Here is a 22,752-nt window from a genome sequence, read left to right as displayed (position 1 = left end):
TAATCGATCGGGTGCCAGTCAGCCGATCCCGCCGCCGCCCCCGAGGGGTGCTGACCGGGATCGCGGCGTTGGCGGTCGCGGCCTTCCTGCTCTGGCACGGGATGCTGCCGGATCTCGGTGGGGCTGCCTCCCTCGTGGAGTCGTTCCTCCCCTGGGCCTTCGCCCTCATCGCCCTGCTCGCGCTCTCCGCACTCTTCCGGCTCTCGCTGTTCGCGGGTCTCGGGGTCGCCGCCGCCGCGGCGGTCTGGTGGTCGCTCTTCGGCGCGGCATTGCTGCCCGCGGCGACGGTCGGGGCGCCGGCCTTCACCGTCGTCAGCGAGAACCTGCGGGCCGGCAATCCCCACGCCGCCGAGATCGCCCGCGAGCTCGCCGCGCGCGACCCCGATCTGATCGCGCTGCAGGAGCTCGACCAGACCTCGCGGGACGCGGTGTCCGATGCGCTCGACGCCGACTATCCGTACAGCGCCATCGTCGGCACCGTCGGCCTCTGGAGCACCCATCCGATCCACGACGAGCAGCGGCTCGACCTCGGCCTCGGCTGGGACCGCGCCCTGAGCGTCGACGTCGACACCCCCGGCGGCACGACGCGGGTCTACGCCGTCCACCTGGCCTCCGTGCGCCCTGGCGAGAGCGCCGCGCGCGACGAGATGATGAAGGAGCTGACGAGCACGGTCGCCGCCGACGACGCCGCCCGCCTGCTCGTCGTCGGCGACTTCAACACCGCGACCACCGACCGGACCCTGGCGCCGCTCTTCGCGGAACTCGGCGAGAAGGCGGACAGCGAACTCGGCCTCGGCTTCACCTGGCCCTCCGCCTTCCCCGCCGCCCGCCTGGACCACGCGCTCGTCCGCGGCCTCTCCACGGTGAGCAGCACCGTGCTGCCGGCCAACGGGAGCGACCACCGCGGCATCGAGGTGGGGCTGCGGTGAACCGCCGCCCGTCGCCCCGCGCCGTCAGTCGCTGACCCAGCGCGGGTTGCGCCCGTCCTTCGACTCGTCGTCGGCCTCGCGGGCGCGTTTCACGAGGGAGGCAGGGCCGATCGTGCCGCGGCCGAAGCGTGCGCTCACCGCGTCGAGGGCGCGTTCGGTCTCGCGCCACTCCTCGTCCGGGTCCCAGAGGGCGAGGGCGTCGCCGCCGGCGTCGAGCAGCTGCTCGGCCCGGATGCCGATGAGCCTGATGGGGGTCTGGCGCACGTCGAGCTCGAGCGCCTCGAAGATCTGCCAGGCCTCCTCGAAGAGGCGGCGGCCGACGTTGGTCGGCTCGGCGAGCGTGCGGGACCGCGTGATGGTGCGGAAGTCCGAGAAGCGCACCTTGATCGCGACCGTGCGGCCCTCGAGGGCGTGTTTGCGCAGGCGCTCCCCCACGCGGCCGGAGAGGCGCAGCAGTTCGCGGCGGAGGGTGTCCAGGTCGTCGACGTCCACGCCGAAGGTGTTCTCGTGGCCGACGCTCTTCTCGCGGGACTCCGTGACGACGCGGCGGGTGTCGCGGCCGTTGGCGAGGTCGTGGAGGCGGCGGGCGCCCGCATCCCCCACGGCGCGCTGCAGCACGGCGATCGGGGCGTCCGCCAGATCGGCGACGGTGCGCATCCCCATGCGCTCCAGCGACGCCTGCGTGCTCGCGCCGACGCCCCAGAGCGCGCCGACGGGGAGCGGGCGCAGGTAGGCGATGGTGTCCGACGGCGGGATGACGAGGAGGCCGTCGGGCTTCGCGCGCCCGGAGGCCAGCTTCGCCATGAACTTGGTCCCGGCGGCGCCGACCGAGCAGGTGAGGCCCGTCTCCTCCACGACGCGCGCGCGGATCAGCTCGGCGATCCGCCGTGGCGAGCCGAGGAGGCGCCGCGCGCCTGCGACGTCGAGGAAGGCCTCGTCGATGCTCAGCGGCTCCACCAGCGGGGTCACCTCGTGGAAGATCTCCATCACCCGGGCGGAGTACTCGGTGTACTTCTCGTAGTGCGGGGGCAGGATGATCGCCGTCGGGCACAGGCGGAGGGCCTGCGCCATGGGCATCGCGCTCCGGACGCCGAACCGCCGCGCCTCGTACGTCGCACTGGTCACCACCCCGCGGCCTCCCGCGTGGCCGACGATCGCCGGCTTGCCGCGGGCGTCGGGCCGGTCGAGCAGCTCCACCGAGGCGAAGAACGCGTCCATGTCGACGTGCAGCACCGTGGCCGCGGAGTCGTCGACGTCCGCGGTCGTCACCCGCCGATCGCTGCCGTCCGCACGTCCCACACCCTCCAGCATGCCACCGTCCGCCGACACCGGTCCGCGACGAGTAGCGTGAACCGCATGGAATTCAGATACCTCGGCAACTCCGGGCTCAAGATCTCGGAGATCATCTACGGCAACTGGCTGACCCACGCCTCCCAGGTCGAGAACGACATCGCCGCGCGCAGCGTGCAGGCCGCCCTCGACGCCGGGATCACGACCTTCGACACCGCCGACGCGTACGCCAACACGGCCGCCGAGAAGGTCCTGGGCGACGCCCTCGCGGGCGAGCGCCGCGCGTCGATCGAGATCTTCACCAAGGTCTACTGGCCGACCGGCCCCAAGGGGCACAACGATGTCGGCCTCTCGCGCAAGCACATCTTCGAGTCGATCGACGGCTCCCTCGAACGGCTGGGCACCGACTACGTCGACCTCTACCAGGCGCACCGCTTCGACTACGAGACGCCCCTGGAGGAGACGATGCAGGCGTTCGCCGACGTCGTCCGCGCGGGCAAGGCGCTCTACATCGGCGTCAGCGAGTGGAACGCCGAGCAACTGCGCGCCGGGCACGCCCTGTCGAAGGAGCTCGGCTTCCAGCTCATCTCGAACCAGCCGCAGTACTCGATGCTGTGGCGTGTGATCGAGAAGGAGGTCGTGCCCGCGTCCGCCGAGCTCGGGATCTCGCAGATCGTCTGGTCGCCCGTCGCCCAGGGCGTGCTCACCGGCAAGTACGCGCCGGGTGAGCAGCCGCCGGCGGGCAGCCGCGCCGCGGACGAGAAGGGCGGCGCCAACGCCATCAAGAGCTTCCTGCGCGACGACGTCCTCACCGCCGTCCAGGGGCTGCGCCCGATCGCCGACGAGCTCGGCATCACGATGGCGCAGCTCGCCGTCGCGTGGGTGCTGCAGAACCCGAACGTGGCCGGCGCGATCGTCGGGGCCTCGCGTCCCGAGCAGGTCGCCTCGAACGCCGCCGCCGCGGGCATCCGTCTCAGCGACGACGTGCTCGCGCGCATCGACGAGGCCGTCGGCGACGTCGCCGAGACCGACCCGGCGCAGACCATCTCGCCGGCGAAGCGCCCGGCCTGATCCACCGCCGCCCGCTGGTGTCCGCGCTCAGACGAGAGCGGACACCAGCGGGCGGAACCAGTCGCGGAAGGCCGGAGAGTCGTCGCGCAGGCTCGCGCTGACGACGACCGTGTGCGGGCCGACGATCCAGGCGCCGGGGCTCGACAGCGGCAGCACGTCGAGGTCGAGGCGGAAGTAGCCCGCCTGGCGGCGCAGCTCGTACTCGCGCTCGCGCACGACGTCGACGATGTCGGCGGCCCGGCGGGCGTGGTTCAGGAGGCTGGCCTGCACGTACTCGGCGTGGCGCTCGTGCGCCCAGCTCGCGGCGACCTCGTAGTGCTCGATCACCACGTCCTGCAGCTCGATCGCGCGGTCGAAGACCTCGAAGTGCGGTGGATGCAGCATCCCGCCGAGGGGGCGACGCTCGCGGTCGACGGCCACGTCGAACCAGGCCCGCCACTGATCGGCGAGGGAGCCGCCCTCCCCCGTGCCCGTGTCGGTGCGACTCCTACGCCCGGCGGACGAGGGCACGACCGGGTGCGCTCCCGTGTTCGCCGTGACGACGGGCGCGAGCGCGGGAGCCAGGCGAGGCAGCGCCGGCTCGCCAGCCGCGCCGAGACCGGCGAGGTCGCGCACGGCGAGCGCCATCAGCAGGTCCCACGGACAGTCCTCGGTGACCTGCCATCGAAGCGTGCCCTCGACGAACATGCCGCAATTGTAGGTTCGCGCGGCTCGCCGGAACAGTGCTGGCGTGCGTCTCAGCGGCGACGATCCAGCTCGGCCAGGAGGCGCGTCACCGTGCGCTGATTGCGCCCCGTCGCGACCGGCCCGACCGCCCGCCAGAACGCGACGGGAACGACCGACTTCGACACGCCGAGCGGGCACCACTGGTAGAGGGCGCGCTCACCGGCCCGGATGATCTCGGGGGCGGTGTCGTCGTCGTCGGGCAGCTGCACCGAGCCGGGGATGTCGTGATCGAGGAAGGTCACCACCAGACGCGAGTCGTCGTCGCCGATCCCGACCAGCGGATTCGCCGCGGCGACGGCGCGGAACCGCTTCTCCGTCAGCAGCAGGACCCGGGCGGCCACGCCCGAGCGGGACTGCAGCGCGGCCTCGACCGCGGCCGCCGTGGTCCCGGTGGGCTCCTCGCCGGCCGCGAACACGGCGTTGCCGCTCTGGAGGAGCGTCACCACGTCGCGGAGCCCCGCGTCCTCGAACGCCGCCACCAGGTCGCCCTTCGCGACCCGCGTCGAGGCGCCCACGTTGATCCCGCGCACCAGCCCGACGCCGAGCACGTCAGTCCTCCACGGGCTCGGCGGCCACCAGCCGGGAGGCGGGGACCGTCGCGGTCTCGGCCGGACCGCGGCCGTCGCGGCGGTACTGCGGCTCGGCGAACGCGACGACCCAGGTGGTGAGGCGGTCGCTCGGGAGCGACACGCTGCGCAGGCTGCGCTCCCCCGGCGCCACGATCACGCCGGTCGGCTCGCCGACCCAGTCGTCGCCCGCGGGCGGTTCGCTCTCGCGGACGTACACCTGCACGCCGACCCCCAGCGACCCGGCGGCCGCGTCCGCACCCCGGGTGCTCTCGGCATCAGGACTCGTCTTGCGTCTCCACATGCGACAAGCATCCCATCACCGCCCGTCGATCGCCTCAGTGCGAGGGCGATGGCCTCGCCGTGCCCGCGGGGCCCTTTCGGGCAGGATCGAGCAGGCGGCGGAGGAGCCAGCGCTCCGCCACCGTCCAGGTCGTGGAGGTCAGGATGTACACCGCCGCGGCGAGAGGCACGAAAGCCGCGAAGACCACGGTCACGTAGGGCAGGAAGGACAGCGCACGCACCATCCCCGTCGGGGAGGCGCTCCCCTCGGCCTGCGGCAGTGCCAGCACCCTCCTGGACACGGTCGTGACGACGGCGATCAGGAGGAGGACGCCCAGGTAGACCGCGATCGCCGGCCACACCGGACCCGCGCCGGTCAGCCCGACGAAGCTCGTGCCGAGCGGTGCGCCGAACGCGCGTTCGCCCAGCAGCTCGTTCGCGTGCCCGGCGATCATCGGGTGGGTGAACACGGCGTAGACGAGCGAGATGACCGGGATCTGCACGAGCAGCGGCAGCATCCCGGCGAACGGCGACGTGCGCTCGCTGCGGTAGAGCTCCATCGTGGCCTCGGCGAGCTTCTCGCGGTTCGCGCCGTGCTTCTTCTGGAGGGCGGCGATCTGCGGCGCGAGCCGGCGCCGGGTGTACTCGGCGCGCACCTGGCTGACGCCGACGGGGAGGAGGAGGGCGCGCACGAGCATCGTGAGGACGACGACCGCGACGACGCCGGCCGCGGTGCCCGCGATGGGCTCGGCGGCCGCGGAGAGGCCGGTGACGAGGCGGTAGGCCGCGTCGAGGAGGGCCGCGACGGGCGGCCAGGAGAAGAGGTCCATGAGTGTGTTTCCCTGCTGTCGGACGGACGAGGAGTCGTCTGGCCGCTGGCAGGGGCGACACGCCCCGGCTACACGGCCGGCAGGAGGGATCCCGGCGCTCGCGGGCGCGGGCGGCCGTCGGTGTCGGGATGCGACTGGCTCTCGGTCAGCCGGTCGACGGGCGGCTCGGCGGGGCGCGACCAGACGGCCCGCTCGCGCAGCGACGCCGCGAGCGCGGCGACCGAGCGGAGGGAGGCCGCGGAGACGACGGCCACGAGGCCGATGGCGCCCGCCACACCCGCGACGGCGATGGTGCCGCCGGGCGAGCTCGCGTTCCAGGCCGTGCCCAGAGCGGACGCGACGAGATGCGCGAGGAGCTCCAGGACGGCCGACATGGTGCCGACGCTAACAAAGTCCGCGCCGGAAGTGTGTGCGCGTTCGCCAGGAGCGCACGCCGCCCGGAAGGGAGCAAGATGGAGTCATGTCTCGAGTAGCGATCGTCGGTGCCCACGGAAAAGTCGCCCAGCAGCTCATGCGGGTGCTCTACGACCAGGGAGACGACTTCGTCGGGATCGTCCGCAACGACGATCACGCGGAGGACGTCTACCGTCTGGGTGGTGAAGGGGTGCTGGTCGACATCGAGTCCGCGACCGCCGACGAGCTCGCCGCGGCGATCTCCGGCTGCGACGCGGTCGTCTTCACGGCCGGCGCCGGCGGAGGCTCCGGTGTGGAACGCAAGCGGACGGTCGACTACGGCGGCTCGGTCAAATCCGCCGAGGCGGCGGTGAAGGCCGGCGTGCGCCGGTTCGTGCAGGTCTCGGCCTGGGGCGTCGACTCCCCCGTGGCCGAGGACGCCGAGCCCGATTGGCGCGCTTACGTCGACGCCAAGCGCGATGCGGACACCGCCCTGCGGCAGTCCGGCCTGGACTGGACCATCCTGCGTCCCGGTGCGCTCACGTTCGACGACGGCACCGGCCTGGTCACCCTCGGCGAGTCCGTCGAGCGCGGCAGCATCCCGCGCGAGGACGTCGCCCGGCTGATCGCGGCCTGCCTCGACGAGCCCGGCACCATCGGCAAGACGTGGGAGGCCGTCTCGGGCGACACACCCATCGCGGAGGCCGTGCGGGCGCTGGTGACGCCCGCGTAGGCTTGCCGGCGTGAGCATCTACAGCGAACGCCCCTGGGTCGCGAGTTACGCACCGGGCGTCCCGGCCGACGTCGACACTCCCACCGGCTCCCTCGCCCACCTGATCGACGAGTCCGTCGCGACCTACGGCAGCCATGTGGCGCTGGAGTTCTTCGGCGCGACGACCACCTACGCCGAGTTGGGCGATCAGATCGCCCGCGCCGCCGAGGGGCTGCGCAAGCGCGGCGTCCGCAAGGGTGACCGGGTGGCGCTGGTACTGCCCAACTGCCCGCAGCACGTCGTCGCGTTCTACGCCGCGCTGCGGCTCGGCGCGGTCGTGATCGAGCACAATCCGCTTTACACACCGCGCGAGCTGCGCCACCAGTTCGAGGACCACGGCGCGACCGTCGCCATCGTCTGGGACAAGGTCGCCGCGACCGTGCAGGACCTCCCGGCCGACCTCGGGGTGACCACCGTGATCTCCGTCGACCTCACCACGGCCATGCCGGCGGGCAAGCGCTTCGCGCTCCGCGTGCCCATCCGCAAGGCACGGGAGGCGCGCGAGGCGCTCACCACGAAGGTCTCCGGGACCGTGACGTGGGAGCAGCTCGTCTCCGGCCGCAAGCTCAAGGCCTCCTCACCCCGGCCGCAGGCGGACGACCTCGCGCTCATCCAGTACACCAGCGGCACGACCGGCCTGCCGAAGGGGGCGATGCTGTCGCATGCCAACCTGACGGTCAACGCCGCGCAGTCCCGCGCCTGGGTTCCCTCGGTCGAGCGCGGCACCTCGGTCGTCTACGCGGTGCTGCCGCTGTTCCACGCCTACGGCCTCACCCTCTGCCTCACCTTCGCGATGAGCATGGGCGCGCGCCTCGTGCTCTTCCCCAAGTTCGACCCGGACCTGGTGCTCGACGTCGTGAAGAAGCGACCCGCGACGTTCCTGCCCGCCGTCCCGCCGATCTACGACCGCCTCGTGCAGGCCGCCGACAAGCGGAAGGTCTCGCTGCACGGGATCAGCATCGCCATCTCGGGCGCGATGAGCCTGCCGCAGGACATCGTCGGCGGCTGGGAGGAGCGGACCGGAGGCTACCTCGTCGAGGGGTACGGCCTCTCGGAGTGCTCCCCCGTGCTGATGGCCAACCCGGTCAGCGAGGGGCGCAAGGCCGGCACCGTCGGCCTCCCCCTCTCCAGCACCGAGCTGCGCGTCGTGGACCCGGAGGATCCCGACACCGACCGCGCGTTCGGCGAGGAGGGCGAGCTGCTCGCCCGCGGCCCCCAGGTGTTCTCGGGATACTGGCGCAAGCCCGACGAGAGCGCCAAGGTGTTCACCTCCGACGGCTGGTTCCGCACCGGCGACATCGCGACCATGGACGAGGACGGCTTCGTCCGCATCGTCGACCGGATCAAGGAGCTCATCATCTCCGGCGGCTTCAACATCGCGCCGACCGAGGTGGAGGACGCCCTGCGCTCCTTCGAGGGCGTCGCGGACGTCGCCGTGGTGGGCCTCCCCGACTCCCACAGCGGCGAGAAGGTCGTCGCGGCGGTCGTGATGGAGCCGGGCGCGTCGTTCGACGAGGCGGCGATCCGCACCTACGCGCGCGACACCCTCACCGCATACAAGGTGCCGAAGACCGTCGTGCAGGTCGACGACCTCCCGCGCTCGATTGTCGGCAAGGTGATCCGCCGCAAGGTGAGGGACCAGCTGCTGGGGCGGTAGACGTTCGGATCGCGGGATCCGCCCGCGTCACCCGATCGGGAAGACCAGCAACGACCCCGTCGCGGTCGCCACGACCTTGCCCGCCGCGTCGGTCACGACCCCGTCGGCGAATGCCACCCGGTTGCCGGGCTTGGTGACCGTTCCGACGCAGGTGAGCGGGCCGGAATCGGCCAGCACCGGGCGGAGGTAGTTCACCTTGATCTCGATGGAGGTGTAGCCCTGCCCCTGCGGGAGCGTGGTCTGCACCGCGCAGCCGAGGACCGAATCCAGCAGGGTGCAGACGAGGCCGCCGTGGACGGTGCCGATGGGGTTGTAGTGCGATTCGCCGGGTTCGCAGACGAACGTCGCCGTGCCGGGCGCGGCCTCCACCAGGGTCATGTCCATGAGGCTCGCGATCGGCGGCGGCGGGAGCACGCCGTCGATCATGGCCCGGAGGTAGTCGAGACCGCTCAGCGTGGGCATCACCGCCACTCCCGGTGCCGGGTCCTCCCATTCGACGATGCGCTGGCGTTCCGTCACGTGCCGTCCTCTCGCGGGGTCGTCGAGCCGTTCTCCGGCTCGACCGGCTCCAGTGTCTCAGCATTCAGCGGGATCTGCCCAGGGGGCAGATTCGAGCGGTCGGGCGCGATGACCGTGCGGGCCGGGGTGGAGTCGGGGAGGCCGAACGTCGGCACGCCCGCCGGGGCCAGCACCAGGGCGTGCGAGCGCATCGGGAGGGTCTTGCCGCGGAAGTAGTCCGGCTTGCGCCACCACCAGATCGCCATCAGGACCGCGCCGATGAGCAGGCCGCCGACGCCCACCACCGCTTCGGCGCCGATCCCGAAGATCGTCACGTTCTTGCCGTTCTCGTCGGTCAGCCAGTCGGGGGCCGCGAAGCTGATCAGGCCGTACACGAACACGCCCAGCAGCATCACGCCGCCCAGGAACGGGAACACGCCGCGCATGATCACGTGCCGGAACGAGGTGAAGAGCGTCCTCCGGTAGAACCACACGCAGGCGAACCCGGTGAGGCCGTAGTAGAACGCGATCATCAGGCCGATCGAGCCGATCAGGGCGTTCAGCAGCACCGGGCTGATGAACGTGAAGATCAGGTAGAACACCGCCGAGACGATCCCCATGCCGATGGTCGCCCAGGTCGGCGTCAGGAAGCGCGGGTGGATGCGGGCGAACTGCGTCGGGATCGCCTTGTACGCCGCCATGGAGAGCGCGGTGCGGGCGGTCGGGAGGATGGTCGTCTGGGTCGACGCCGACGCGGAGGTCAGGATCGAGAAGCCGAGCAGCGCCATCAGGATCGACCCGAGGATCCCCCCGCCGAACAGCGTCGGCCCGATCGCCGAGAACACGTCGCCGGAGTTGGCCGGGTTCGCGAGGCCGATGCCCTTGTCGCCGACGCCCGCGAACGCGACGGTCGCGACCGTGACGACGGCGTACGTGGCGAGCAGCAGGAGGGTGCTGATGATGGCCGCGCGGCCCGGGGTCTTGCCCGGGTCCTTGGTCTCCTCGTTGATCGAGACCGCGGTGTCCCAGCCCCAGTAGATGAAGATCGCGGTCAGCATCGCGGGAGCGATCGTCTTCGCGAAGTCGAGCGTGAACGGGTTGAACCAGTCCCACTGCGGGATCAGCGAGTACGGCTCGGCGTTGCCCGTGTACACCTTCACCAGCGCGAACACCGCGAAGAAGATGAGGATGAGCACCTCGAACGACAGCAGCACGTACTGCAGCCGCGCCGAGATCTCGATGCCGCGATAGCAGATCCAGGTCATGATCGCGATCCAGAGCAGGCCGGCGATGGTCGTGGCCACGACGTTGCTCGCCAGCGCCGAGACGGCGGGCAGGCCGAAGCTGCCGACGAAGGTGAACGAGTACGACCCGGCGATCTGCGCCAGGTTGGCCATCACGATCACGTCGGCGACGATGATCCCCCAGCCGCCCATCCACCCGGTGATCGGCCCGAACGCCCGGGTCGCCCAGGTGAAGGTGGTGCCGCAGTCCGGCTCCGCCTTGTTCAGCTCCTGGTAGGCCACCGCGATCAGGTACATCGGGATGAAGGCCAGGAGCACGATGCCCGGCGCCTTCACGCCGGCGGCGAGCGTGCCGCCGACCACGATGAACCCCAGGCTCGCCGCGAGGCTGTAGGCCGGGGCGGTGGACGCGACGCCGACGACGACGCTGGACACCAGTCCGAGTGCGCCGTCTTTCAGGCCCTTGGACTCGACGTCGTCCGGTTTGGATGGAACGGTCGCGGTCATGTGCACCTCCACAGCTGAGGTCCGCTCATCTATGGGCGGGCGCAGGACTCAGCGTAACGCCGATCGGCCCGGATGAGCCGCTATGCGCGACCGCGCTCTTCTGACAGTCTGCTCAACCGGCTGCGGGCCGAGAGCTCGGCCTGGGGAATCGGCCCGAGCAGTGCGCCGGCACCGCCCAGCACGGCCGCCGTGGCGCGATCGATGGGGATGAAGCGGTCGCCGGCCCGCTCGCGGAACCCGAGCATCGCCCGATGCCGCGGCTCGAGGGTCGAGACGGCCGCGCGGAACAGCACGCGATACGACGGGCGCAGCATCCGGCGCAGCGGGGGTCGGCGGATGAAGCGGACGATCTCCTCGACCTCGGGGCCTCCCCGCAGCTCGCCCGCGTCGGTGACCGCGTCGATCGCGGCACGCAGCTCGGCGGCGGTCGTGGGAGCATCCTCCACCCCCATCAGGCGGGCGGCACGCGTCCACTCGCCCACGTACCCGTCCGACCCGCCCGGGATGGGGGCGCCCCAGCGCTCGTGTGCCGTCAGGAAGGCGTCCGTGAACGCCAGGTGGACCCAGGAGGCGAGCTCGGGATCGTTGGCCGAGTACGGACGCGTGACGCCGTGGCCGTCCACGAACGTGCCCGCCACCCGCTTGTGCAGCGAGCGGACCATCGCGGAGCTCGCGACGGCCTGCTCGGTGCTGCCGTAGGTGACGGTGTGGATCCAGCGGATCGTCCCGGCGAGGCGGCCGAGCGGATCCTCCCGGTAGCGGGAGAACTCCCGCACCCCGGCCAGGGCGCCGGGGTGCAGCGCCTGCAGCAGGAGCGCGCGGATGCCCGCGACGAGCGTCGGCATCCCGCCGTGCACGACCCACGCGGCGCTGCCGGGACCGAAGTAGCCCTCGTCGTCGCCGCGTTCGAGCTCGACGATCCACTCCGGGACCGCGTCGGAACGGCCCGCGAGCGTCTCGATCAGGCGCGAGCGCACCGGCTGGAGGAGTCCGCTCATGCCGAGGGGATCTCCAGCCCGAGGCCGTCGATGACCTGCGCGTCCGGCAGGGCGGCGAGGAGGCGGCCGGGCACGAGGATCTTCGACCGGCGCACTCCGGAGCCCACGATCACGACCTCCGCCTGCTCGACGCGGGAGTCGACGAGGACCGGCCATCCGTCGGGCAGGCCGATCGGCGTGATGCCGCCGTACTCCATCCCGGTCAGCTCGACCGCGCGGTCCATCGGGAGGAACGACGCCTTGCGCACATCCAGCAGCCGCTTGACGGTGCCGTTGACGTCGGCGCGGGTCGTCGAGAGCACGACGCACGCCGCGATCCGCTCGACGCCCTCGCGCTTGCCGCCGACGACGACGCAGTTGGCGAGGGTCGCGGCATCCAGGCCGAACTCCTCGCGCGTCGCAGCGGTGTCGGAGACGTCGGGGTCGATCTCGACCACGCCGACGTCGTCCAGCCAGCCGAGCGCGGTCAGCGTGTCGAGCGCGGCCGGAGCGAGCAGGTCGGTGCGAGAGGAGGCGGGAGCCGAGGTCAGCCCGCCGAGAGTGAAGACGCCCATGCGTCTACTCTGCCGCGCGAGGCTGGGAGTGTCCACGCGAGAGCATCCACCTGACGAGACACGCCGTGCGAGCGGATGCTCGCACGGCGTGTCTCGACCACTCGATGGGGGCGCTACTGCGCGGCGCGCTCCAGGACGAGCTCGCGCACGCGTGCGGCGTCGGCCTGGCCCTTCATCGCCTTCATGACCGCGCCGATGACGGCGCCGGCGGCCTGCACCTTGCCGTCGCGGATCTTCGCGAGCACGTCCGGCTGGGCGGCCAGCGCCTCATCGATCGCGGCGATGAGCGCGCCGTCGTCCGAGACGACCGCGAGGCCGCGGGCGTCCACGACCTCCTGCGGGCGGCCCTCGCCGGCGACGACGCCCTCCAGCACCTGGCGGGCGAGGCGGTCGGTGAGCGTGCCTGCCTCGACCAGCCCGGCCAGCTCGGCGACGTGCGCCGGGCTCACCAGCGTGCCGGCGGGGACGTTCGACGCGTTCGCCAGGCGGGCGATCTCACCGGTCCACCACTTGCGCGCGGCGGCCGGGTTCGCGCCCGCGGCGACGGTGGCCTCGACCTCGTCGAGCAGATCGGCGTTCTCGACGTCCTGGAACTCCAGAGCGGTGAAGCCCCAGTCGGCGGCCAGGCGCTTGCGGCGGAGGGAGGGCTGCTCGGGCAGCGTGCCCCGCAGCTCCTCGACCCACTCGCGGCTCGGGGCCACGGGCACCAGGTCCGGCTCCGGGAAGTACCGGTAGTCGTCCGCGTCGCTCTTCGGGCGGCCGGCGCTGGTCGTGCCGGTGTCCTCGTGCCAGTGGCGGGTCTCCTGGGTGATCGTGCCCCCGGCGGCCAGGATGGCGGCCTGGCGCTGGATCTCGTACCGCACCGCGCGCTCGACGGAGCGCAGCGAGTTGACGTTCTTCGTCTCGGTGCGGGTGCCCAGCGTGCCGGAGCCGCGGGGACGGAGCGACACGTTCGCGTCGCAGCGGACGTTGCCCTCCTCCATGCGCGCGTTGGACACGCCCAGCGCCTTGACGATGTCGCGGATCGCCCGCACGTAGGTGCGACCGATCTCCGGCGCGTCGGCCTCGGCGCCCTCGATCATCCGCGTGACGATCTCGACGAGCGGGACGCCGCCGCGGTTGTAGTCGACGAGCGAGTAGTCCGCGCCCTGGATGCGGCCGGTGGCGCCGCCGACGTGCGTCAGCTTGCCCGCGTCCTCCTCCATGTGGGCGCGCTCGATGAGCACGGTGACCTCGCGGCCCGACTCCAGCTCGATCGTGACCGAGCCGTCGTGCGCGATCGGCTCGTCGTACTGCGAGGTCTGGAAGTTCTTCGCGGTGTCCGGGTAGAAGTAGTTCTTCCGGGCGAAGCGGCTCGTCTCGGCGATCCCGCAGCCGAGCGCGAGGCCCAGGCGGATGCTGGACTCGATCGCCTTCTCGTTCACCTGCGGCAGACCGCCGGGCAGGCCCAGGCAGGTCGGGCAGGTGTTCGTGTTCGCGCCCGAGCCGAACTCGTTGGCACAGCCGCAGAACATCTTCGTCTTGGTGTTGAGCTCGACGTGCACCTCGAAGCCGAGCACCGGCTCGAACAGCTCCAGGGCCTTGTCGAAGTCCATCAGTTCCGCACCGGCCATCAGACGGCTCCCTCTTCGCTCGCGAACATCTCGGTGGCGGCCAGGTCAGGGGCCTGGCTCAGCAGGGTGCGACCCCACTTCTCCTCCAGCAGCCGCTCGAGGGCGGCGCCGATCGTGTAGAGCCGGGCGTCGGCACGGGCCGGCGCCATCAGCTGCATGCCGACGGGGAGGCCGTCCTCCGGCGCGAGGCCGATCGGCAGGCCCATCCCGGGCACACCGGCGAGGTTCGCCGGGATGGTGGTGATGTCGTTGAGGTACATCGCCATCGGGTCGGCGAGCTTCTCGCCCAGCTTGAACGCCGTGGTCGGCGCGCTCGGGCTGACCAGCACGTCCACCTTCTCGAACGCGGCGGAGAAGTCGCGCTGGATGAGCGTGCGGACCTTCTGCGCGCTGCCGTAGTAGGCGTCGTAGTAGCCGGCGCTCAGCGCGTAGGTGCCGAGGATGATGCGGCGCTTCACCTCGGGGCCGAAGCCGGCGTCGCGGGTGGAGGCCATGACGCGCTCGACCGTGACCGGGCCGTCCTGCGGGTCGACGCGGAGGCCGAAGCGCACGGAGTCGAAGCGCGCCAGGTTGCTGGACGCCTCGGCCGGCAGGATCAGGTAGTAGGCGGCGACGGCGTACTCGAAGCTCGGGGCGCTGACCTCGACGACCTCGGCGCCGGCGCTCTCGAGGAGGGCCACCGCCTCGTCGAAGCGCTGCTTCACGCCGGCCTGGAAGCCCTCTCCGGCGATCTCCTTGATGACGCCGACGCGGACGCCGCGCAGGGCGCCCTCGGCCTGCCCGGCGCGGGCGGCGGCGGCCATCGACGGCCAGGTGTCGGAGAGCGAGGTCGAGTCGAGCGGGTCGTGCCCGGCGATCACGTCGTGCAGCAGCCCGGCGTCGAGCACCGTGCGCGAGACGGGGCCGACCTGGTCGAGGGAGCTGGCCAGCGCGATCGCGCCGTACCGGCTCACGCCGCCGTAGGTCGGCTTGACGCCGACCGAGCCGGTCACGGCGGCGGGCTGGCGGATGGAGCCGCCCGTGTCGGACCCGAGCGCGAACGGCGCCTCGAAGGCCGCCACGGCCGCGGCCGAACCGCCGCCGGAGCCGCCGGGGATGCGCTCCAGGTCCCACGGGTTGCGGGTGGGGCCGTACGCGGAGTGCTCGGTGGAGGAGCCCATCGCGAACTCGTCCATGTTGGTCTTGCCGAGCGGGACGAGGTCGGCCTCGCGCAGCTTGCGCACGACGGTCGCGTCGTACGGCGGCAGCCAGCCCTCGAGGATCTTCGATCCGGAGGTCGACGGCATGTCGTTGGTCGCGAGCACATCCTTGATCGCCACCGGCACACCGGCGAGGGCCCCGAGGGCGTCCCCGGCGGCGCGGCGGCCGTCGATCTCGGCGGCGGTGCGGAGGGCCTTCTCCCCCGCCACGTGCAGGTACGCGTGCACGTCGGTGTCGACCGCCTCGATGCGCTCGAGGTGGGCGCGGGTCGCCTCGACGGACGACACCTCGCCCGCCGCGAGCAGGTCGGCCAGGGCGGCGGCGCTGAGTCTGGTCAGGTCCGTCATGGTCACTCCTCGTCCAGGATGGCGGCGACCTTGAAGCGGTCGCCGTCGCGTGCGGGGGCGCCCGAGAGCGCCTGGTCGACCGTCAGCGACGGCACGACCTCGTCGCGCCGGAAGACGTTCGTCAGCGGCAGCGGGTGGCTGGTGGCCGGCACGTCGGGCCCGGCGACCTGCTGCACCTTGGCGACCGACTCCACGATCTGGCCGAGTTCGCTCGTGAGGCTCTCGATCTCTTCCGGGCTGAGGTCGATCCTGGCGAGACTCGCCAGGTGCGCGACCTGTTCTGCGCTGATTTCGGACATACGTCTCCGTCGGTGCTGGTGTGTTGAGGTGCCGCGGGTGCGCCCGGCGGCCTACATCGATTCTATTGCTCGCCGAAGAGCCCGAGGCCGAGCCGGTGCACGGCCTCGTACGCCTCCTGGTACGTCACCGGGACGGCGTCGCCCGGCTTGCCGTAGCGAGCGGTCAGCAGGCCGACCAGTCCCACCCCGGGCGGGCTCAGCGGGCGGTCCTGGTCGCCGGGCGCCGGGGCGTCGGCCTCCGGGTTCGCCGGAAGGTACTGGGGGTGCGTGTCCGGCCAGGTCCCCGGCTGGCGCGGCGTCGACAGGTTGACGGCGTCGCGCAGCGTGCGAGCACCGCGATCCCGCTCCGTCAGGTTCTCCAGCCCGTACATCTCGCACAGCGTGGCGATCACCGCGCCGTGGTGCATCTCCTCGTGCAGGATGGACCCGCGCTCCGTGTAGGCGGAGATCGCGATGGCCGGCACGCGCAGGCCGAGCCGGTCGAACAGGAAGCCGTTCTCCCCGGGACCGCTCCGGTCCGGCGGGGTCGCGGGGCCCGGGGGCACGTGGTCGTACGTGCCGCCGTGCTCGTCGAAGGTCACCAGCAGCATCGTGTTCAGCGCGTTGGAGCCCTTCGCGCTGCGCGAGGAGCGCATCGCCTCGTACACGTTGTGGAGCAGCAGGTCGCCCGCGCGCACGTCGGAGATGGCGCCTCCGACGATGACCTCGCCGCCGACCTCCTCCTCGGTGGCCGGGCCGCCCGGCGGGTGCATGTCGTTGTGGTCGTAGAGCAGTCGCGGCTCGACGAACGCGTAGTCGGGCAGCGTGCCCTCCTCGACGTCCTTGTAGAAGTGCGACATGGTCCGGAAGTTGGTGTGCCAGTACGGCTCCAGCGCAGGGGCGTGGATGAAGCCCGTCAGCGAGATCAGCTGGCGGTCGTCGAAGTACACGCGCCAGGTGCGCCCCGCCTCCTCCAGCCGGTTGAAGATCGTGGGCGCGTCGTTGGCGGGATCGAACCACTTGCGCAGTCCCCCGTCGCCGGCGTTGTCGACGTAGCCGTGGGAGGTGGAGGCGTGGAAGAACGACCGGTTGCAGAAGGTCTGCGACGGCACCGCGCAGTGCCAGTCGTCGTAGACCGCGAACTGGCGGGCGAGGGTCGAGAACACCGGCAGCATGTCCGGGGTGAAGGACCCCATGATCCGGCGGTAGTCGTCCACCCCCGGCTCCTGCCCGGTGTCTTTGCGCAGCACCCCGATGTAGTCGCGGACGAAGCCGTCCATCCCCGGCTTCTGCCCGGGCCGCGGCGCGTTGTACGGCGGCAGCATGTCCTTGACGAGGGCGTCGGCGTTCGACGGCGGATCCACGACGTCGAAGAGCTGGGTGTTGACGTGCGGGTACACCTCGCCCGGGTCGGGCGACGGCTGGCGCATCACGAAATCGGTGGTGCCCTCATAGGCGTGCACGGCGATGTCCGGGCCGCCGTTGGGATCGGGGTTGGCGTAGTCGCCGAACGCCAGCCCGTCGAAGCGCTTGCCCTTCGGGAGGCTCTTCTCGTCGTAGAGCCAGCCCAGGAGGTTGTCGAACGACCGGTTCTCGTACATGAGCACGATCAGGTGGTCGAAGCCCGGCGTCGCCCGCGGGGGCAGCGGCGGGTACTCCTCGCCGGGCTCGGCGCGCGGAGCCTCCCCCGGCACGGGACGGGACGCGAACGCGGCACCGGCCGCCGCTCCCCCGGTGCCGCCGGCGACGGCGCCGGCCGCCACGAGTCCGGCGCTCTTGAGGAAGGCGCGGCGCGACGAGCCGCGCTTCTCCTGCTGCGCGCCGTCCGCCTGCGCGCCATCCCGCTGCGCAGCGTCCCGCTGCTCGTCGTCGGATCCCATCCCGTCCATTATGCGGGCGTCGGCCGGATCAGAGGACGAGGCGCCCCTGATCGATCCCGATCATCGCGAGGTTGCGCATGCACTCGGTGCCGGCGGTGAAGTACTCGTTGTGGCCGCTCGACCCCGCGAGCGTGCGGTGGGTGATCGGGTCGACCGCCCCGCCGACGCCCATCTTCTTCGCGCCGTAGGACGGCGAGCCCGGATCGCTGCCGAAGAACGCGCTGTCGACGATCGGGTCCATCGGTGCCTCGCCGACCCAGACGTTGCCGCCGCGCACCGAGAGGTCCTTCACCGACTGCGCGTCGCTGCCGGGCGACCCCATGAGCGCCAGCGCGTCGACCTGCACCGTTCCCCGCTCCAGGGCGAGGAGCGCAGCGGTCGAGCCGTACGAGTGGGCGAAGACGCTGAGGTAGGGCGGGTCGGCCGCGCGGAGGCTCCTGATCCCCTCCAGCGTGCGCTCGAGGCTGTCCGCCCCCTGCTGGGCGAGCGCCAGCCCGCCGATGTTGGTGAGCACCGGCGTCTGGTAGCCGATCCAGGCGACGACCGCGACTCCGGGAGTGCTCCCTCCGGCGCGGGATCCGGCCACGCGCTTCAGGAAGCCGGCCTCCTGGTCGTGCAGGTCCTGTGCGACCGCGGCCCACGCCTCGATCTGCTCCCCGACGGACATGTACATGCCGGGGACGAGCACGCTCACGTACTTCGCCGTGCTCAGGTCGCCGACGACGATGGCCGCCTTGGCGTCGGAGGAGGTGTCGAGCGAGACGAGGGTCCGTGTGACGCCGTCCTTCTTCTCCAGCGCCGCCTTGACGTTGCCGAGGGTCGTCAGCTGCCGCTGGAGGACGAGGCGCTGGGTCTTGCCCCGCTCGGACTTGAGGTCGCTGGTCGCGGACGCGATGGTGCGCTTGAGGTCGAGCGCGTTGGCGCGGCCGCGGACCGTGTACGGCACGCCCTCGAGGTTGCCGATGAGGTGGGGGGCCTCTTTCAGGAGCACCGCCTGCTGCTTGGCGTCGAGGATCGACCAGACCCGGCTGACGTCGGTCGCCGCGGGCGGGTCGGCGATCAGCTTGTCGATCTCGGAGCGGTGTCCCGAGAGGAAGGCGGGGAGGGCGGAGGCGCTGATGCCGGCGAGCCGCCCGAGGGTCGAGGACGCCGTGACGGAGGAGGCTCCCGACACCGGAGCGTCGGAGGTGATCCCGGCGACCGCGACGGTGTGCGACACCGGCGCGACGACGGTGTCGACGGGCACGACGAAGGCCCCGGTCAGTCCCGAGACTGCCGAGGTCACAATGGAAACAGCTGCAAAGCCGACCAGCACTCCGTCCGGGTCCCTCCGAGAGCGAGCGAGCTAAGCCCTTGCAGTGCGCACCGGGTGAGCGCACCCCTGAATGCTACCGGGGAAAACATGGACGTCGGCAGGCCGTTCTACCCCCGATTCAGGGGGAGACTTCGGATCCTGTCCGCGCTTTGACTGACAGTTTCAGGCCTCTCCGAGGGCATCCGGACCCTGTTCGACGAGGATGCGGAACTGGGCGGCGTCGAGGACCCGGAGCCCGAGCTCCTCGGCCTTGGTCAGCTTGGACCCCGCGCCGGGACCGGCGGCGACGAAATCGGTCTTCTTCGAGACGCTGGAGGCGGCTTTGCCGCCGGCCGCGATGATCGCCTCCTGGGCCCCCTCGCGGGTGTACCCCTCGAGCGATCCGGTGGCGACCACGGTCAGTCCCGCGAGCACGCCGCCGGCCTCCGCCGCGGCACCCGGGCCGGGGTGGCCGGGAGTAGAGAACTGCACGCCCGCCTTCGTCCAGCGGTCGACGATGTCGACGTGCCAGTCGACGCCGAACCAGTCGATCACCGCGTCGGCGATGATGCCGCCGACGCCGTCGACCTCGGCGAGCTCCTCCCGGGTCGCCGCGCGGATCGCGTCGAGCGAGCCGAAGTAGTCGGCCAGCGCACGGGCCGCGACCGGGCCGACGTGGCGGATGTTGAGGGAGACCAGGATGCGCCAGAGCGGCTTGGTCTTCGCCTTCTCGAGCTCGGCGAGCAGCTTGGTCGCGGCCTCCGAGGGCAGCACCACCTGGTGGTCCTTCCGGATGCCGCGGCGGCGACGCTCCGCCGGGTCGAGGTCCTCGGTGCCGGGCGGGTAGGTCTTGGCGCCGAGGCGCTGGAACGGGGACCGGCGGATGGGCTCGCCCGTGACCTCGTCGAGCTTGATCTCCCCCGTCTCCGAGTCACGCACGAGCACCTCGATCGGGACGAGCTCGTCGATCTCGAGGTCGAACAGCCGGGCCTCGGTGGCGAGCGGCGGCGTCGCGGGCACGACCGGCTGGGTCAGTGCCGCCGCGGTGACCTCGCCGAGCGCCTCGATGTCGAGGCCGCCGCGCGAGCCGATGTGCTCCACGCGCCCGCGCACCTGCGCCGGGCACGACCGCGCGTTCGGGCAGCGGAGGTCGATGTCGCCCTCCTTCATCGGGCGCAGCGGCGTGCCGCATTCCGGGCAGACCTCGGGCATCTGCCACTCGACCTGGGTGCCGTCGCGCTGCTGCTCGACCGCGCCGAGGATCTCGGGGATGACGTCCCCCGCCTTGCGCAGCACGACGGTGTCCCCGATCATCACGCCCTTCGCGCGGACGACCTGCTGGTTGTGCAGCGTCGCCTGGCGCACGGTCGAGCCGGCGACCTTCACCGGCTCCATCACGGCGTACGGCGTCGCACGCCCGGTGCGGCCGACGCCGACGACGATGTCGAGGAGCTTGGTGTGCACCTCCTCCGGCGGGTACTTGTACGCGATCGCCCAGCGCGGGGCACGGCTGGTGGCGCCGAGCTCGACGTGGAGGTCGAGCTCGTCGACCTTGACGACGATCCCGTCGATCTCGTGCTCGACGTCGTGCCGGTGCTCGCCGCGATCGGCGATGTAGCCCGCGACCTCCTCCACCGAGTCGAACACGCGCGAGTGCGGGGACACGGGCAGACCCCAGCCGGCGAGCAGCCCGTAGATCTCGGACTGCGCGACGACGTCCGGGTGCTGCCAGGCGCCGATGCCGTGCAGGTAGAGGGAGAGGCGCCCGAGCCGCTCGCGCATGAGCTCGAGCTCGAAGGCGTTCTTGTTCTCGCGGCGCTGGCGGAGGCTGCCTGCCGCGGTGTTGCGGGCGTTCGCGAACTCGGGGAAGCGCGTCTTGATCCGCTCCTCCGGCCGCCCCTTCGCCCGCTCCTCCGCCTCGTACGCGGCCTGCAGGTCGCGCTGGCGCTCGTTGAGGGCCTCGAAGTCGACCGTGCGCAGGAAGACCTCGCCGCGCACCTCGAAGAAGGCCGGGTAGCCCGTGCCGGTCAGCTGCCGCGGGATGGTCGGGATCCAGTCGACGTTCTCGGTGATGTCCTCGCCGACGCGCCCGTCGCCGCGGGTCGTCGCGGTCTCGAGCACGCCGTCGCGATAGGCGAGGCTGATCGCGAGGCCGTCGATCTTGAGTTCGGTGAGCCAGCGCACGGGTCGCCCGGCTGCGGCGGCCGTCTTGGCCGCCCACTCCCGGAACTCGTCGATCGAGAAGACGTTGTCGAGACTGAGCATGCGCTCGGCGTGCTCGTGCTCCGGGAAGCCGACGGAGGCCACGACGGCGCCGACCTGCTGGGTGGGGCTGTCCTGCCCGGCGAGCTCGGGGAACGCCCGCTCGATCGCCTCCAGCCGGTGGAAGTCGGCGTCGTACTCCGCGTCGGAGAGCGCCGAGTCGCCGTCGCCGTAGTACGCCACCCGCGCGCCCTCGATGCGCCCGGAGAGCCGCTCGGCCTCCGCGCGTGCGGCGTCGAAGTCGAGGTCGCCGAACTCGACCGGGGTGTCACTCGTCTCAGAGGTCTCGCTCACGGACCAATACTAGGCAGCGCCGCCGACACCGCCACGGCGCCTCCCCGGCCCGTGCGCATTCGGCACGAATCGCGGGATACCGCGCGCCATACCCCGCATTCGTGCCGAATGTGCGGGCGGGTCAGGCGGGGACGGCGGAGACGGTGCGGTCGATCGTGGTCTGGCCGAGCACGCGGGTGCCGACGTAGACGACGGCGGTCTGGCCGGGGGCGACGCCGTCGAGCGGGGTGTGCGGGCGCACGACGAGCTCGCCGTCCGCCACGAAGGCCACCGCGGGCACGGGGTCGGAGTGGGCGCGGATCTGCACGTCGCAGTCGAACGGCGTGGCCGGATCGGCGGGCGCGAGCCCGGCCCAGGTGAAGCGCGACCCCGCGATCTCCGCGATGTCCAGCGCCTCCTTCGGGCCGACGACGACCGTGTTGTCCTTCGGCCGCACCTCCAGCACGAAGCGCGGACGGCCGTCGGCGGACGGGTAGCCGATGTTGAGCCCCTTGCGCTGCCCGACGGTGAACGCCAGCGCGCCCTCGTGGCTGCCGATGCGGTTGCCCTCGCGGTCCAGGATGTCGCCGGTCTCGGCACCCACGCGCTCGGCGAGCCAGCCGCGGGTGTCGCCGTCCGGGATGAAGCAGATGTCGTGCGAGTCGGGCTTGTTCGCGACGCTGAGGCCGCGCGCTTCGGCCTCCGCGCGGACCTCCGCCTTCGACGGGGTCGCGCCGAGCGGGAACATCGCGTGCGCGAGCTGGTCGGCGGTGAGCACTCCGAGCACGTAGGACTGGTCCTTGGCCCAGGCGCTGGCACGGTGCAGCTCGCGGTTGCCGTGCTCGTCGGTGACGACGGCGGCGTAGTGCCCGGTGCACACGGCGTCGAAGCCGAGGTCGAGGGCCTTCTCGAGCAGCGCGGCGAACTTGATCCGCTCGTTGCAGCGCATGCACGGGTTGGGGGTGCGGCCGGCGGCGTACTCGGCGATGAAGTCGTCGACGACATCGAGCTTGAACCGCTCGGAGAAGTCCCACACGTAGTACGGGATGCCGATGATGTTCGCCGCGCGCTGGGCGTCCATCGAGTCCTCGATGGTGCAGCAGCCGCGGCTGCCGGTGCGCAGCGTGCCGGGCATCCGGCTGAGGGCGAGGTGCACGCCGACCACGTCGTGGCCGGCCTCGACCGCACGCGCCGCCGCCACTGCGGAGTCCACTCCCCCGCTCATCGCTGCCAGAACCTTCACCCCGGGATTCTACGCCGTCGGGGCTGAGGGTCGGCCGGGCGGCGC

General features: G+C 71.9%; 21 protein-coding genes. 4 read left to right on the top strand and 17 right to left on the bottom strand.

Annotation, left to right across the window (positions count from 1 at the left end; all coding sequences use genetic code 11):
- The first annotated feature begins 11 nt into the window (after positions 1-11).
- Entirely contained in the window at positions 12-929 is a 918-nt protein-coding gene (locus tag BGO91_RS00920; protein WP_290471002.1) for an endonuclease/exonuclease/phosphatase family protein, read from the top strand.
- Positions 930-953: 24 nt separating this feature from the next.
- Here BGO91_RS00920 and BGO91_RS00915 read toward each other — a convergent pair whose 3' ends face one another.
- Entirely contained in the window at positions 954-2,228 is a 1,275-nt protein-coding gene (locus tag BGO91_RS00915) for a DNA polymerase IV (protein ID WP_290471001.1), read from the bottom strand.
- 57 nt (positions 2,229-2,285) lie between these two features.
- Between BGO91_RS00915 and BGO91_RS00910 the strand changes: the two genes are divergently transcribed.
- Entirely contained in the window at positions 2,286-3,290 is a 1,005-nt protein-coding gene (locus tag BGO91_RS00910) for an aldo/keto reductase family protein (protein WP_290471000.1), read from the top strand.
- A 27-nt stretch (positions 3,291-3,317) separates the two neighbouring features.
- Here the strand turns inward: BGO91_RS00910 and BGO91_RS00905 are convergent, their stop codons facing one another.
- The 5 genes from BGO91_RS00905 to BGO91_RS00885 all read right to left on the bottom strand — a co-directional run bounded on the left by BGO91_RS00905 (position 3,318) and on the right by BGO91_RS00885 (position 6,068).
- Positions 3,318-3,977: a hypothetical protein gene (locus tag BGO91_RS00905; RefSeq protein ID WP_290470999.1), complete on the bottom strand. Its 660-nt coding sequence runs from the start codon at positions 3,975-3,977 to the stop codon at positions 3,318-3,320.
- A 50-nt stretch (positions 3,978-4,027) separates the two neighbouring features.
- Complete coding sequence (locus tag BGO91_RS00900; protein WP_290470998.1) at positions 4,028-4,564, bottom strand: DUF1697 domain-containing protein; 537 nt, start codon at positions 4,562-4,564, stop codon at positions 4,028-4,030.
- A gap of 1 nt (position 4,565) precedes the next feature.
- Entirely contained in the window at positions 4,566-4,886 is a 321-nt protein-coding gene (locus BGO91_RS00895; protein ID WP_290470997.1) for a hypothetical protein, read from the bottom strand.
- Between the two features lie 34 nt (positions 4,887-4,920).
- Positions 4,921-5,694 (bottom strand): YidC/Oxa1 family membrane protein insertase, encoded by a 774-nt coding sequence (locus tag BGO91_RS00890; protein ID WP_290470996.1) that lies wholly within the window; start codon positions 5,692-5,694, stop codon positions 4,921-4,923.
- Between the two features lie 68 nt (positions 5,695-5,762).
- Entirely contained in the window at positions 5,763-6,068 is a 306-nt protein-coding gene (locus BGO91_RS00885) for a DUF6412 domain-containing protein (RefSeq protein ID WP_290470995.1), read from the bottom strand.
- Between the two features lie 86 nt (positions 6,069-6,154).
- Between BGO91_RS00885 and BGO91_RS00880 the strand changes: the two genes are divergently transcribed.
- Positions 6,155-6,820 carry an SDR family oxidoreductase gene (locus tag BGO91_RS00880; protein WP_290470994.1) on the top strand — a complete coding sequence of 222 codons (666 nt, stop codon included), beginning with the start codon at positions 6,155-6,157 and terminating at the stop codon, positions 6,818-6,820.
- Between the two features lie 10 nt (positions 6,821-6,830).
- Entirely contained in the window at positions 6,831-8,516 is a 1,686-nt protein-coding gene (locus BGO91_RS00875) for a long-chain-fatty-acid--CoA ligase (RefSeq protein ID WP_290470993.1), read from the top strand.
- A 27-nt stretch (positions 8,517-8,543) separates the two neighbouring features.
- Here the strand turns inward: BGO91_RS00875 and BGO91_RS00870 are convergent, their stop codons facing one another.
- From BGO91_RS00870 to mnmA, 11 genes are all read right to left on the bottom strand, one after another.
- The gene (locus tag BGO91_RS00870; protein WP_290471146.1) at positions 8,544-8,978 is read right to left on the bottom strand and encodes a PaaI family thioesterase; all 435 of its coding nucleotides are present in this window, start codon (positions 8,976-8,978) and stop codon (positions 8,544-8,546) included.
- A gap of 53 nt (positions 8,979-9,031) precedes the next feature.
- On the bottom strand, positions 9,032-10,765 hold the full coding sequence (locus BGO91_RS00865) for an APC family permease (RefSeq protein ID WP_290470992.1): 1,734 nt from the start codon (positions 10,763-10,765) through the stop codon (positions 9,032-9,034).
- 80 nt (positions 10,766-10,845) lie between these two features.
- Positions 10,846-11,763: an oxygenase MpaB family protein gene (locus tag BGO91_RS00860; protein ID WP_290470991.1), complete on the bottom strand. Its 918-nt coding sequence runs from the start codon at positions 11,761-11,763 to the stop codon at positions 10,846-10,848.
- Entirely contained in the window at positions 11,760-12,317 is a 558-nt protein-coding gene (locus BGO91_RS00855; protein WP_290470990.1) for a YbaK/EbsC family protein, read from the bottom strand. The genes BGO91_RS00860 and BGO91_RS00855 overlap by 4 nt, the downstream gene beginning before the upstream one ends.
- A gap of 113 nt (positions 12,318-12,430) precedes the next feature.
- Complete coding sequence (gene gatB / locus BGO91_RS00850) at positions 12,431-13,930, bottom strand: Asp-tRNA(Asn)/Glu-tRNA(Gln) amidotransferase subunit GatB (protein ID WP_290470989.1); 1,500 nt, start codon at positions 13,928-13,930, stop codon at positions 12,431-12,433.
- The gene (gene gatA, locus BGO91_RS00845) at positions 13,930-15,477 is read right to left on the bottom strand and encodes an Asp-tRNA(Asn)/Glu-tRNA(Gln) amidotransferase subunit GatA (RefSeq protein WP_290470988.1); all 1,548 of its coding nucleotides are present in this window, start codon (positions 15,475-15,477) and stop codon (positions 13,930-13,932) included. The genes gatB and gatA overlap by 1 nt, the downstream gene beginning before the upstream one ends.
- A gap of 2 nt (positions 15,478-15,479) precedes the next feature.
- Positions 15,480-15,776 (bottom strand): Asp-tRNA(Asn)/Glu-tRNA(Gln) amidotransferase subunit GatC, encoded by a 297-nt coding sequence (gene gatC / locus BGO91_RS00840; RefSeq protein WP_179702324.1) that lies wholly within the window; start codon positions 15,774-15,776, stop codon positions 15,480-15,482.
- 62 nt (positions 15,777-15,838) lie between these two features.
- Entirely contained in the window at positions 15,839-17,635 is a 1,797-nt protein-coding gene (locus tag BGO91_RS00835) for an alkaline phosphatase family protein (RefSeq protein ID WP_290470987.1), read from the bottom strand.
- A gap of 28 nt (positions 17,636-17,663) precedes the next feature.
- Entirely contained in the window at positions 17,664-18,920 is a 1,257-nt protein-coding gene (locus BGO91_RS00830) for an alpha/beta hydrolase (RefSeq protein ID WP_290470986.1), read from the bottom strand.
- A gap of 192 nt (positions 18,921-19,112) precedes the next feature.
- Positions 19,113-21,485, bottom strand: a complete 2,373-nt coding sequence (gene ligA / locus BGO91_RS00825; protein ID WP_290470985.1) for an NAD-dependent DNA ligase LigA — start codon at positions 21,483-21,485, stop codon at positions 19,113-19,115.
- Between the two features lie 121 nt (positions 21,486-21,606).
- Positions 21,607-22,707: a tRNA 2-thiouridine(34) synthase MnmA gene (mnmA, locus tag BGO91_RS00820; protein ID WP_290470984.1), complete on the bottom strand. Its 1,101-nt coding sequence runs from the start codon at positions 22,705-22,707 to the stop codon at positions 21,607-21,609.
- Positions 22,708-22,752: the final 45 nt, after the last annotated feature.

The sequence above is a fragment of the Leifsonia sp. 71-9 genome (assembly GCF_001898805.1).
Lineage (GTDB): Bacteria > Actinomycetota > Actinomycetes > Actinomycetales > Microbacteriaceae > Leifsonia.
This window is presented reverse-complemented; position numbering and strand designations above follow the sequence as displayed.

Coding starts and splice junctions, on each gene's coding strand:
- BGO91_RS00855 (WP_290470990.1), bottom strand. CDS start 12,317: ATGGGCGTCTTCACTCTCGGCGGGCTGACCTCGGCTCCCGCCTCCTCT.
- gatB (WP_290470989.1), bottom strand. CDS start 13,930: ATGGCCGGTGCGGAACTGATGGACTTCGACAAGGCCCTGGAGCTGTTC.
- BGO91_RS00885 (WP_290470995.1), bottom strand. CDS start 6,068: ATGTCGGCCGTCCTGGAGCTCCTCGCGCATCTCGTCGCGTCCGCTCTG.
- BGO91_RS00910 (WP_290471000.1), top strand. CDS start 2,286: ATGGAATTCAGATACCTCGGCAACTCCGGGCTCAAGATCTCGGAGATC.
- BGO91_RS00865 (WP_290470992.1), bottom strand. CDS start 10,765: ATGACCGCGACCGTTCCATCCAAACCGGACGACGTCGAGTCCAAGGGC.
- BGO91_RS00895 (WP_290470997.1), bottom strand. CDS start 4,886: ATGTGGAGACGCAAGACGAGTCCTGATGCCGAGAGCACCCGGGGTGCG.
- gatC (WP_179702324.1), bottom strand. CDS start 15,776: ATGTCCGAAATCAGCGCAGAACAGGTCGCGCACCTGGCGAGTCTCGCC.
- BGO91_RS00890 (WP_290470996.1), bottom strand. CDS start 5,694: ATGGACCTCTTCTCCTGGCCGCCCGTCGCGGCCCTCCTCGACGCGGCC.
- BGO91_RS00905 (WP_290470999.1), bottom strand. CDS start 3,977: ATGTTCGTCGAGGGCACGCTTCGATGGCAGGTCACCGAGGACTGTCCG.
- BGO91_RS00870 (WP_290471146.1), bottom strand. CDS start 8,978: ATGCCCACGCTGAGCGGTCTCGACTACCTCCGGGCCATGATCGACGGC.
- BGO91_RS00880 (WP_290470994.1), top strand. CDS start 6,155: ATGTCTCGAGTAGCGATCGTCGGTGCCCACGGAAAAGTCGCCCAGCAG.
- gatA (WP_290470988.1), bottom strand. CDS start 15,477: ATGACGGACCTGACCAGACTCAGCGCCGCCGCCCTGGCCGACCTGCTC.
- BGO91_RS00835 (WP_290470987.1), bottom strand. CDS start 17,635: ATGGGATCCGACGACGAGCAGCGGGACGCTGCGCAGCGGGATGGCGCG.
- BGO91_RS00860 (WP_290470991.1), bottom strand. CDS start 11,763: ATGAGCGGACTCCTCCAGCCGGTGCGCTCGCGCCTGATCGAGACGCTC.